The 12,006-nt window shown below is 66.3% G+C and carries 10 protein-coding genes; 4 read left to right on the top strand and 6 right to left on the bottom strand.

Going from position 1 to position 12,006, the window contains the following annotated elements:
- Positions 1-9: 9 nt before the first annotated feature.
- Positions 10-1,125 (bottom strand): alpha/beta hydrolase, encoded by a 1,116-nt coding sequence (locus A5777_RS03710; protein ID WP_064861669.1) that lies wholly within the window; start codon positions 1,123-1,125, stop codon positions 10-12.
- A 58-nt stretch (positions 1,126-1,183) separates the two neighbouring features.
- Between A5777_RS03710 and metG the strand changes: the two genes are divergently transcribed.
- From metG to A5777_RS03695, 3 genes are read left to right on the top strand one after another with little or no spacing between them, the layout of a single operon-like run.
- Positions 1,184-2,755: a methionine--tRNA ligase gene (gene metG / locus A5777_RS03705; RefSeq protein ID WP_064861668.1), complete on the top strand. Its 1,572-nt coding sequence runs from the start codon at positions 1,184-1,186 to the stop codon at positions 2,753-2,755.
- Positions 2,756-2,774: 19 nt separating this feature from the next.
- Positions 2,775-3,956, top strand: coding sequence for an aminodeoxychorismate synthase component I (locus A5777_RS03700; RefSeq protein WP_064861674.1), 1,182 nt, complete (start codon positions 2,775-2,777; stop codon positions 3,954-3,956).
- Positions 3,957-3,966: 10 nt separating this feature from the next.
- A complete protein-coding gene (locus A5777_RS03695) occupies positions 3,967-5,169 on the top strand; it encodes a GAF domain-containing protein (RefSeq protein WP_064861667.1) in 1,203 nt (400 codons plus the stop codon).
- Positions 5,170-5,551: 382 nt separating this feature from the next.
- Here the strand turns inward: A5777_RS03695 and rsmI are convergent, their stop codons facing one another.
- Positions 5,552-6,427 carry a 16S rRNA (cytidine(1402)-2'-O)-methyltransferase gene (gene rsmI / locus A5777_RS03690; protein WP_039856150.1) on the bottom strand — a complete coding sequence of 292 codons (876 nt, stop codon included), beginning with the start codon at positions 6,425-6,427 and terminating at the stop codon, positions 5,552-5,554.
- Positions 6,428-6,456: 29 nt separating this feature from the next.
- Here rsmI and A5777_RS03685 point away from each other — a divergent pair, with 29 nt between their 5' ends.
- A complete protein-coding gene (locus A5777_RS03685; RefSeq protein WP_082933536.1) occupies positions 6,457-8,079 on the top strand; it encodes a dolichyl-phosphate-mannose--protein mannosyltransferase in 1,623 nt (540 codons plus the stop codon).
- Between the two features lie 194 nt (positions 8,080-8,273).
- On the opposite strand, the gene A5777_RS03680 is transcribed toward A5777_RS03685, so the two are convergent.
- From A5777_RS03680 to A5777_RS03665, 4 genes are all read right to left on the bottom strand, one after another.
- A complete protein-coding gene (locus A5777_RS03680) occupies positions 8,274-8,660 on the bottom strand; it encodes a GntR family transcriptional regulator (protein WP_005207160.1) in 387 nt (128 codons plus the stop codon).
- An 8-nt stretch (positions 8,661-8,668) separates the two neighbouring features.
- The gene (locus tag A5777_RS03675; RefSeq protein ID WP_064861666.1) at positions 8,669-9,904 is read right to left on the bottom strand and encodes an arginine deiminase; all 1,236 of its coding nucleotides are present in this window, start codon (positions 9,902-9,904) and stop codon (positions 8,669-8,671) included.
- A 46-nt stretch (positions 9,905-9,950) separates the two neighbouring features.
- Positions 9,951-11,177: an MFS transporter gene (locus A5777_RS03670; protein ID WP_064861665.1), complete on the bottom strand. Its 1,227-nt coding sequence runs from the start codon at positions 11,175-11,177 to the stop codon at positions 9,951-9,953.
- 6 nt (positions 11,178-11,183) lie between these two features.
- Positions 11,184-12,006, bottom strand: an 823-nt coding sequence (locus tag A5777_RS03665) for a patatin-like phospholipase family protein (RefSeq protein WP_064861664.1), incomplete at its 5' end; no start/stop codon positions are given.

Raw genomic sequence — 12,006 nt, 5'->3', positions numbered from 1 at the left:
GCCGAGGCCTCAGTGCGTCGGCTTGGCCTGCGGGTCGGGCTTGATGTTGCGCGCGATGCGCGTACGCAGTTCTCGCAGAACGTCTTTCGACGCTTCTGCCCACGGCATCAGGATCGGGAAGACGTGGAACATACCGCGACCCTCGTACCCGTACACCCCGACGCCGTTGGCCTCGAGTTTTCCGACGAAGTCGCGGATGCCGTCGCGGAACATCTCGTCCTCACCCCAACAGACGAACGTCGGCGGGAACCAGTCGGGACTCGGGTTGGCGTAGACGATCGACACCCTGACGTCGTTGGGCTGCACGCCGTGCAGATAGGGGGTGACAGGGATGCTCCAGGGCAGGATGTCGTACTTGGCGTTCTCGGTCACCGACGCATTGTCGAGGTCCAGGTCGATCTCCGGCGAGAACAGCGCAAGTGCCGCGGGCCGGGGCATGTCCTTGTTGTGCAGATAACTGATCAACGACGTCGCGAGGCCACCACCGCCAGAATCCCCTGCCACCATCAGATGGTCGGCGTCGATCCCCCTGTCCAGGAGACCCTGATACACGTCGGCGGCGTCGAGAACCCCTGCCGGGAACGGGAATTCGGGGGCCATCCGGTAATCCGGGATGAAGATCTCGAAACCGGTGATCCGGACCAGCGCGGCGGCGAAGGCGGAGTACATGATCGGCGTCGTACCGATGTATCCACCGCCGTGCAGGTAGAGGACCGTTGCGCCGATGGATTCTTTGGCGTCGTCGTCGTCGACGTAGGCGTCGGTGCTGGCCTTGGCTCGGCACCAGATCCCCGCGACGCCGTTGATCTCGTCTTCGGTGATCTCGACCTTGCCCGCGAGTTCGATGACCGGCGGCAGGACGACGTTGCAGATGTCGTCGAGCGCTTTCTCCATCGAGCGGAACTCCTCGATGGGCAGTCCCATCGAGTACCCCATGAACGCGCGGATGGTGTTCCTGGTGACGGACTGGCCGACGTTGTCGAGCAGTCCGGCAGGCCCTTTCCACGGTTTCGAGAAGGGCACCCGTGCGAGACCGTTCAGCAGACTCTCGCCGAGGCCAACCATCGTCAGCGCCGCGACCGGCTTGGACGCGGTCTCTACCTCGGGTCGATCAGCCATCACCATAGGACTCAGGGTACGTGGGCGCTCGCGCTCGAGGCGACCAAGTATCCTGGCAGGCACTATGCCCACTGATCTGACCAGCACCGACACGCGTACATCACACGGCGCCGGGCGCCCGTACTACATCACGACGGCCATCGCCTATCCCAACGGCGCACCGCACATCGGGCACGCCTACGAGTACATCTCGGCCGACGCGCTCGCGCGGTTCAAGCGTCTCGACGGATTCGACGTCCGATTCCTCACCGGAACCGACGTGCACGGGCAGAAGATGCAGCAAACCGCGGAGAAGGAAGGCATCCCGACCGCGGAGCTGGCCAAGCGCAACTCCGATCGCTTCCAGGCTCTGCAGGACCGCCTCGGCTCCAGCTACGAGCGCTTCATCCGCACCTCCGACGACGACCACAAGCGGGCGTCGGAAGTCATCTGGACGCGCATGGCCGACGCGGGCGACATCTACCTCGACACCTATTCGGGCTGGTACGACGTCCGCGACGAGACTTTCTATGCCGAGGCCGACACCACTGTCAACGACTCGGGCGAACGCGTGGCCTCCGACAACGGGCATGTCCTGACCTGGACCGAGGAGCAGACCTACTTCTTCCGGCTCTCCGCGTATCAGGACCGGCTGCTCGAACTGTACGAATCGCACCCGGAGTTCATCGGACCGGACGTCCGACGCAACGAGGTGGTCAGCTTCGTCAAGGGTGGCCTGACCGACCTGTCGGTCTCGCGCACCACATTCGACTGGGGTGTCCCGGTGCCAGGGCATGCCGATCACGTCATGTACGTGTGGGTCGACGCACTCACCAATTACCTCACCGGCGTCGGCTTCCCCGACGACGCCGCCACATTCGAGCGGTACTGGCCGGCGGATCTGCACATCATCGGTAAAGACATCATCCGTTTCCACTGCGTCTATTGGCCGGCGTTTCTGATGAGTGCAGGAATCGAACTGCCCAAGCGGGTCTTCGCGCACGGCTTCCTGTTCAACAAGGGCGAGAAGATGAGCAAGTCGATCGGCAACGTCGTCGATCCGGAAAGCCTCATCGACGAGTTCGGCCTCGATCAGCTGCGCTACTTCCTGCTGCGCGAGGTGCCCTACGGCCAAGACGGCTCGTACTCTGCTGAGAGCATGACCGCGCGCGTCAACGCCGACCTCGCCAACGAGTTCGGCAATCTCGCGCAGCGCACGCTGTCGATGATCGGCAAGTACTTCGACGGCGCGGTTCCGACCCCTGGCACCTACACCGAGGCTGACGCCGAGATCCTCGACGCCACAACCGAACTGCTGCCGCACGTGCGCGACCACTTCGACGTACAGGCGATCCATCTGGGACTCGAGGCACTGTGGTCGGTGCTCGCGCAGACCAATCGGTACATCTCGGCGCAGGAGCCGTGGAAGCTCGCGAAGACCGACCTAGACCGGACGGGCACTGTGCTCTATGTGTGCGCCGAGGTGGTCCGCGTCGTCGCACTGCTGGCGCAACCGGTCATGCCGACGTCGTGCAACGCACTGCTCGACCTGCTGGCCGTCGGCGACGAGCGCGACTTCACGACCGTCGACGATCGCCTCGCGCCGGGAACCCAATTGCCCAAGCCCACAGTGATTTTCCCGCGCCGCGACGCGTGAGCAACTGTGCGGTGACGTGGTGACCCCGACCGCGACGGACCTGCTACGTTCGCTGCAGCTGGCCGCCGCGCGTCGCGGATCACCGCCTCCCGCAGCGCTTGTGGGCGACTGGTGGGACGCCGACGCGGTCATCGCACCCTCGATCGAGGTACGCCCGGGCCATGCACCGCCCGATCGTCCGGAACGATTCTGGTTGGGATATCTGGGTTTTCCGGTGCGCGGCGTCGAATCAGCATTGCCGACGATTGCTGGTGGCGAGACCGATCATCTCCTGGTGCTCAATGACGGACACTGGCAGTTCGTCAGTGCCTCCGGCGCGGCTGCACCGGACTGGGTGCGCAAGGTATTGGCCGCTGCCGCAACGAAAGTCGACGACGCAACGCAACTGTGGTCGACGCGGTGGACACCGCCCGATCCCCGACCACACGTCGCCGCGATCGAGCAGTGCCTGAACGCCATCGGCGCGGGTGAGATCTACCAGACGTGCCTGTGTACCCGCTTCACCGGAACGCTCACCGGATCGGCGTGCAGCTTCTTCGCCGATCTCGCAGAGCGTACGCGACCCGCCAAATCCGCTTTCCTACAGGGCGATTGGGGCGCAGTGGCGAGCTTCTCACCCGAAACCTTCCTGTCCCGACGCGGCGAACGCGTATGGTCGGCACCCATCAAGGGCACGATCGCCGCGGGCGACGACCCGACGCTGCTCGCGGCGTCGTCGAAGGACATCGCCGAGAACATCATGATCGTCGACCTCGTACGCAATGATCTGGGTCGGGTGGCACGTACCGGCTCGGTGCGCGTCGAGAGGCTGCTCGAGATCGTCGGCGCGCCCGGTGTGTGGCACCTGGTCTCGCGGGTCGGGGCCAAACTCCCTCCGGAGATCGGCAATGTGGCCTTACTCGACGCGACGTTCCCTCCCGCGTCGGTCACCGGAACACCCAAACTCAGGGCAATGCAACTGCTGACCGACTGGGAGCGCGACCCACGAGGGGTGTACTGCGGAGCCGTCGGATTGGCAGGCCCCGGAGGGTTACTCGACCTGAACGTCGCGATTCGGACCGTCGAGATCACACCCGACGGCTCGATGGCACTGGGCGTGGGTGGCGGAATCACCGCGGATTCGGACCCGCGTCGGGAATGGCAGGAATGCCTCGACAAAGCAGCAAGTGTGGTCAACGCGCGACCGAGCGTGCTCGGCTAACGTAGTCGGCATGAATCGGGCCGCGAGCGTGCAGCAGGCAGCCGAGATGACGTCCGACCTCGCCGATATCCGAGCGTCCATCATCGATGAATCAACCGGCGCAACACCGTCTCCGCACTGCTATCCGGACGACTATGCGCCGCCGACACCCGTTCTCGAGTCATGGCTGCGGGCACGTACGCGAGGGCACAGCCGCGACACCCACCAACCCAAAGTGGTCAACGACGACGAACTCGATCGTCGGCGTGAACAGAGTTCGCTACGCCACTCGGCAACAGCCGCACAGGCGATCGTCGAATCAAGCATCGACGACGCCGATCTCGTATATGGGATGTTCGACGCCGACGGCGTGATGCTCTGGGGACAAGCCGATTCCCGTCTCCGCGACCGCGCGTACGCGTTGCACATCCGGGAGGGTGCGCGCTGGGATGAAGAATCGGCCGCGACGACGGTGGTGGGACAAGTACTCGCCGACCCGCGACCGCAGCGCGTCTACCCCGCCGAGCACTATGCGCATGCGCTGGGCGAGTGGTACTGCGCGGGGGCGCCTGTGCACGATCGGGTCACCGGCGAGGTCGCCGGGGTGATCGCCTTCGCCGGGCAGATGGATGCCGTGCAGCCCGCGACGCTCATGCTCGCCGCGTCGGTCGCGGAGTGCTGCGCACGTGTCGTCTCCGACGAGCACCAGCGCAGATTGAGCAGACTGCGTGAAACCGGTCGAACCACGTTGTCCGCCTTCAAGACCGCGCTCCTCGTCGACGACGACGGTCTCGTTGCGGACAGCCGCGGAGTGATCGCCCCGACCCGGATAGCCCCACCGGGCGACGGTGAGATGCGCTTCGTGGCCGGGCTGGGCGTGTGCATCGCGGAGCGCGTCGACGGCGGTTGGGTGGTACGTCCGTCAGGGCCGGCCGGTCCGATCCTCATCGAGCTCGACCTCCGTGGCGAACCGTCGATTCACGTCACCGACGGCCCCGACCACATCACCATTGTCGTCACGCGGCGTCACGCGCAAATCCTGCTACTGCTCTCCGACGCCGGGCGCGCGGGCCTCACCTCGGCGCAGTTGAGCAGGTTTCTGTTCGGCGACACGACCCACGAGGTGTCTGTCCGGTCCGAGATGTCGCGCCTACGCCGCGTCGTCGGCGCCCTGGTGTCGAGTCGGCCGTACCGCCTTGCCACCGACGTGACGCTGACCGTCGTCCCCGACTGACCGGCGTCGTCTGCGGGCTTCGTGGTCCCGTCGCGGTTGTGGCGGCGTCGACTTCCGCGCGTTTCGCGGCGCGGAAAGTAAGGGGAAGAAACCCTTCCGCTAGTTTCGAACCTTTCCCCGCAAAACGTCGCGGGGAAACGTCAACAACCCAGGGAAGCAACCCTTCCCCCACTTTCCGCACCACCGCGCCGGGCCCCGGGCCGGGCGCCGCGCCCCGGGCCGGGCGCCGCGCCCCGCAGAAAGTAGGGGAAGAAACCCTTCCGCTAGTTTCGAACCTTTCCCCGCAAAACGTCGCGGGGAAACGTCAACAACCCGGGGAAAAACCCTTCCCCCACTTTCCGCACCACCGCGCACCGCCCCGCCCCCGACACCGTCGGCACGCTCAATCGACTTCCGACCGCGCAGCCAGGACCGCCTCATAGATGTCGCGCCGCGATACGCCCGTACCCTCGGTGACCTGCGCGCAGGCCTCCTTGAGTCGTAGACCTCCCGCGACGAGCCGTTCGGCCTGCTCGACGAGGTCGTCGACGGCGGGTACCCGACGTTCCCCCGGCGCCACGACGACGGTGATCTCGCCGCGGACACCCTCGGCGGCCCACTGCGCGAGGTCGGCGAGCGGGCCCCGGCGGATCTCCTCATAGGTTTTCGTCAGTTCCCGACACACGGCCGCCTCGCGATCGGGTCCGAGTACGTCGACGGCGTCCGCGATGGTGTCGGCGAGGCGGTGGGGCGAATCGAAGAAGACCACGGTGCGCGGTTCGTCGACGAGTTGGGCCAGCCAGTCGAGCCGCGCCTGGTGCTTGCGTGGCGCGAACCCCTCGAAGCAGAAGCGATCCGACGGCAGGCCCGATACCGCCAGCGCGGTGGTCACGGCCGACGGTCCGGGCAGTGCCGTCACCCGCAGACCCGCTGCCGCACATGCTGCGACGATCTTGTGCCCGGGATCGCTGACCGAGGGCATGCCCGCATCGGTGACCAACAGCACGGTGCTTCCGGCGCGGATCGCATCGAGGAGTGCCGGGGTGCGCGCGGCCTCGACCTGGTCGTAGTAGCTGACGATGTTCCCGGTGATCGTGACGTCGAGCGCCTGGGCCAGCGCCTTGGTGCGTCGGGTGTCCTCTGCGGCCACGATGTCGGCGGTCGCGAGGGCGTGCCGTAGCCGCGACGACGCGTCGTCGACCTGGCCCATCGGCGTCGCAGCCAGCACGAGTCGGCCGTTGCCGGTGTCGGTATCTGACACGTCCGGAGCGGGATTCATGCGAATCACTGTACGAGCGGCCCATTACGATGGGCCGGGTGACCATCGTCGACGGCCCCATCGCTGCGCCCGCCGCCGATCCGACACCCGACCGTGGACGCCTGCTGAAAGTGGCTGCCCTGCGTTCGACGCGAGTGCGGCCCGACCCCGAAATCGAGGTGCCGCTCTTCGGCGCACCCGACCGCAGGCGGGGCCTGATCGTCGGCCTGATCATCACCCTGGTGGCCATCGCCACCCGCTTCTGGGGGCTGAACCACCCCACAGACCAGGCCACACCGGTCTTCGACGAGAAGCATTACGTTCCGCAGGGCTGGCAGGTGCTGACCGGCGGCAACTGGATCGAGGACAATCCGGCCTACGGGCTCGTGGTGCACCCGCCGGTCGGCAAATGGCTGTTGGCCGTCGGCGAGTGGATGTTCGGCTACAGCCCGCTCGGTTGGCGGGTCATGTCCGCGGTCGCGGGCGTCGCGATCGTGGTGATGATCTATCGGGTCGTGCGTCGTATGGCACGGTCGACGCTCGTCGGGACGATCGCCGCGGTGTTCGCGATCTGCGACGGCGTGCTCTTCGTGCAGTCCCGCATGGGCATGCTCGACATCTTCCAGTGCCTGTTTGTCGTCGCCGCATTCACCGCGGTCATCTGCGACCGCGACCAGGTACGCGAGCGAATGTTCAACGCCTACCTCGACGGCCGCATCAACGACTCACAGTTCGGACCCCGGCTGGGTTTCCGGTGGTACCGCTTCACCGCGGGCGTGATGCTCGGCCTGACGTGTGCGACGAAGTGGTCGGGCATCTACTACATCGTCTTCTTCGGCCTGCTGGTGATCGGATTCGACGTCGCCGCGCGGAAGGCCTATCACGTTCGACGTCCCTGGGCCGGCGCTCTTGTCCGCGACGCCGTGCCCGGTGTCGCGAGCCTCGTCGCGATGCCGATCGCCATCTACTTCGCGAGCTTCGTGCCGTGGTTCACCAGCGAGACGTCGGTGTACCGCTACCAGGTCGGCAACACGATCGGGACCGACGGCCCGTTCGCGTGGGTTCCCGGCGCGTGGCGATCACTCTTGTACTACGAGGCGGGGGTGCTCAAGTTCCACGCGGGGCTGACGAACTCCGCAGGCAACCACCACCCGTGGGAGTCCAAGCCATGGACCTGGCCGATGAGCCTGCGCCCCATGCTGTACGCGCTCGAGAATGGGCCCGATCAGTGTGGCGGCGGCCAGTGCGTCCGGGCCCAGATGCTGATCGGGTCGCCGGCGATGTGGTGGCTCGCGCTTCCGATGCTGCTCTGGGGGTTGTGGGCCTTTCTCATCCGACGCGACTGGCGATACGCCGCAGTGATCGTCGGATACGCAGCGGGATTTCTGCCGTGGTTTGCCGAACTCGACCGCCAGATGTACTTCTTCTACGCGACGGTCCTCGCGCCGTTCCTAGTGATGGGCCTGGCACTGTGTTGCGGCGACATACTGCGAACGACCAGATCGTCGCCATGCAGACCCCGGCCGGAACGGCAGGCACTCGGCATCATCGTCGTCGCGATCTACATCGGGCTGGTGGTGGCGAACTTCGCCTGGCTGTGGCCGATCCTGACCGCGAGCCCCATCTCGCCGGAACAGTGGCACCAACAGCTCTGGCTGCCGAGCTGGGGCTGAGCCTTCGGGGCGGGGTGGTTTCGACAAGCTCAACCAGCGGCGGGTCGCTCAACCAGCGGTGGGTGGTTTCGACAGGCTCAACCAGCGGCGGGTGGTTTCGACAAGCTCAACCAGCGGCCGTGTGGTTTCGACAGGCTCAACCAGCGAGACGTAGCTCAACCAGCGGGGATCGTGCTCAACCAGCAGGACGTTGCTCAGCGGGCGGGCTGCGCATCGCCGCCGACGGCCCGCGTGACCAGTTCGACGATCGTGGCGTCGTCCACTCCCATCGCGCGCAGCGCTTCGACGTGCTCGACGGTGGCGCGCTGCGCGTCGTCGAGCGTCGTGTTCGATCCGGCCTTGATGAACGACCCGCGCCTGCCCCTGGTCTCGATGATCCCAGCGGCCTCGAGTTCGCGATAGCTTTTCGCGACCGTGTTCGGGGCGAGGTCGAGGTCGGCGGCCAGTGCACGCACCGTCGGAAGTCGTTCTCCGACAAGCAGTTCTCCGCGTGTGACGAGGTCGATGACACCGAGGCGGAGTTGCTCGAAGGGTGCGCGATCGGAGTCGGCGTCGATGGCGAGTTGTGCGGCGAGATCCATCGTCGACCTCAGAGCGGATCTCTCGACAGCGGGCACGACATACACCGTGGACCGCCGCGGCCCGAGCCGAGTTCGCGGCCCTCGATCTCGATCACCTCGATACCCGAGTCGACGAGTCTGCGGTTGGTCTCGACGTTGCGGTTGTAGGAGACCACGACGCCCGGTTCGACGGCGAGGGTGTTGTTGCCGTCGTCCCACTGCTCGCGCTCGGCGGTGACCGGGTCGAGGCCGGTGTCGATGACGCGGAGTTTGCCGATGCCCATCGCGTCCGCTGCAGCCTCCACGAAAGGTCGCGGCCCGCTCACGTCGACGTCGCCGTCGCCGAGGTCGCGCAACGTGAATGCCGACATGGTGTCGCGGATGTTCGGGTACATCACGACGGCATCGGCGTCGACCATGGTGCAGACCGTGTCGAGGTGCATGAAGGCGCGCTGTTGCTCGATCGGAACCGCCAGCGCGGTGTGTGCCAGTCCGTCGGCGAACAGGCTGCGCGCCAAGGCTTCTGCGCCTGCGGGAGTGGTGCGCTCACCGACTCCGACGGCGACGACTCCCGGAGCAAGCAGCAGCACGTCGCCTCCCTCGACGGGTGCAACCTGTGATTCGTACGCGCGTCGCGCACCCGTGAACAGCGGATGGTGCGCGTAGATCAGATCGGTCAGTGAGGTCTCTCGCACGCGGGCGGGCAGCGCGAGCGAGGTGATCGCGAAGCGAGGACCGATCCAGAAAGAACTGTCGCGGGTGAACAGCAGATTGGGCAGCGGCGCTATGGCGAACTCCGGCCCGACGTGCATCCGACGCACCAGTGACGCCGACTCCGCGGCCGGGGTCAACGGCAATTCGTCGAAGGTCATCCCAGCGGTCAACACGTCGGCGAGTTCCGGCGCGGACAGCCCGCGCAGATACCCGGCGAGTTCTTCGGCGAGGTGCGGCCCGAGTAGTCGCGAGTTGACCGCCGCAGCGATGCCCTGGATTCGCGCGGCACCACTGTGGTCTAGCGTCTCGGTCAGCAGATCACCGAGGAGAAAGACGTCGACGCCGCGCGCGGAGAGTGCTTCCGCGAACTCGTCGTGCTCCTCTTGGGCGCGGGCGACCCAGGGCAAACCGTCGAACAGTAGTTGGTCGCTGTTGCGCGGGGTGAGGCGCAGCAGTTCGTCGCCGGGACGGTGCAGCATCACCGCGCGCAGTCGGCCGACCTCTGTGTTTGAGCCGAGTGTGTAGTCACTGCTGGCAGTCGACGCAGGCATGGGTCAAATCTAGTCGCCGAGGGCCGTGCATGCTCGACGCCGAGCGTCAGGGTGAGTCGGGATCGGACTGCTGGGTCGGATGCAGTCGCGGGACGGCACCGACAGCCTCGGGCGCCGACTCGCGTGCGAACAGCCAGGCGACGAATGCCACGGCGGCCACCCCTCCCGTCAGCACGAATGCCGGGCCGAATCCGACGCTTCCCGCAACGAACCCGACGATCAGTGGTCCGGTGACCGCACCGAGATCCGACGACATGCTGTACGCCGCAAGCGCCGAACCACCCTGGCGTCTGGCGCCGAGAACGTCGGCGAGCGCGGCCTGATGCGTCGGAGCGAACAACCCCGACCCGACTCCGGCGAACAGCGACAGCACCAGCGCAAAGACGATGTTCGGCGAAAACCCGAGCAGCGCCGTCGAGATCGCCATGATGGCGAGGCCGGGAAGCATCACCGGTCGGCGACCGACCCTGTCGGACATCCTGCCCGCGACCAGGATCGCGGCGACATTGCCGGCCGCGTAGACGGCGAGCACCACACCGGTCATGGCGGCCGACTCGTGGAGTCCCTCGGTGATGAACAGCGGCACCACCGCGACGCGCACGCCCATCGACGCCCAACCCTGAGTGAAGTTCGACGCGATGATCGCGCGGTAGGCGCTGTCGTGCAACGCGGTTCGCAGCGACATCGCCCCTCGTTGCGGAGTGTCGGAGACCTCTGGCGCCGCGGTGTCGCGCAGTTGTGTTGCGACGACTGCCGACGCGATCAACAGTGCGACGGCGTACACCACGAACGGCATGCGCAGTCCGAATCCGACCAGCGCGCTGCCGATCAGCGGCCCGGTGATGTTGCCGATCAGAAAGCCCGCGGAGAAAAATCCTGAAACCTTGCCGCGGATCTCGTTGGGCGACAACCTGATCAGCAGGGCCATCGCCGACACCGTGAACATCGTCGAACCGATACCGCCGGCACCGCGGAACAGCAGAAGCTGAATGTAGTTCTGCGCGAACGCACATGCCAACGTGCTCGCCGCGACGATCAACAGACCTGTCAGATAGATCCGACGCTCGCCGAGGACCGTCACCAGGCGTCCGGTGGCAGGCGCGAAGACAAGTCGCATCACCGCGAACGCCGACACCACCGCTGAGACCGCGGTGTAGCCGACGTCGAAACTGCGCGCGAAAGTCGGGAGCGCGGGCGCGATCAGACCAAAGCCGAGAGCAATGACCACATTGGCAGCCAGCAACACCCAGATCCCGCGAGGAATCTGCTTCACTTTAGATCACGGCTCCTCCGGAAGCTTGTCGAGCGCTTCGGCGGTCAGTGTGCGACCCAGCTCGATCATCTCCGTCGCCTTGTGGAAATCCAACGTGCGCAGGGCTTTACGTGGCACTCGAATCAGAATGTCCGGCGGGTACCCCGCGATCTGGTAGCGCGTCAGCGCGATTGACATGATGTCGAGCGAGCGCAACAGGATCTCGATCCTGCCCATCGGAGCCGCTTTGGCGCCGTCGTCTACCTCGCTCGACGTTGACAGCGGCTCGACGTCGTCGGATCCGTCCGACCCGGCGGGCGTGTCCTCCGCGGGTGCGTCGTGGCTTCCGGAATCGTCGGCCTCGACGCCGAACCGTTCGCGCACCGAGCGCACCCAGTCGTTCTCCAACAACGGGGTGATGTTGCGGCGGATCACGCCCTTGGTCTTCGGTGCTCGACTCGCGCCGTGTTCTGCGCCGTCGTCGGCATCGAGCACAACGCCGATCGTCACGTCGCTGCTGACCGCGGACGTGGGCGCGACGGGCAGCGGGTCGAGGATGCCTCCATCTGCGAGCAGTCGCCCGTCGACCTCGTGGGGTCGGATCACTCCCGGGATCGCGATCGAGGCCCGGATCGCGTCGACGAGGCTGCCCTTCTGGAACCACACCGGCCGCCCGGCGGCGAGATCGGTGGCGACCGCGGTGAACGGTATCTCGAGGTCTTCGATCACGGTGTCGCCGAGGATCTCCCGGACGCGTGCCAGGATGCGCTCGGCACCGATCATCCCGCCCGGTTTGGACAGCGAGACGTCGAGCAATCGCATCACGTCGAGCTGCGACAAACCGCTGATC

The sequence above is a fragment of the Gordonia sp. 852002-10350_SCH5691597 genome (assembly GCF_001665715.1).
GTDB classification, from domain to species: Bacteria; Actinomycetota; Actinomycetes; order Mycobacteriales; family Mycobacteriaceae; genus Gordonia; species Gordonia sputi.
The sequence above is the reverse complement of the archived record's forward strand: the minus strand, read 5'-3'. Positions and strand labels throughout refer to the sequence as shown.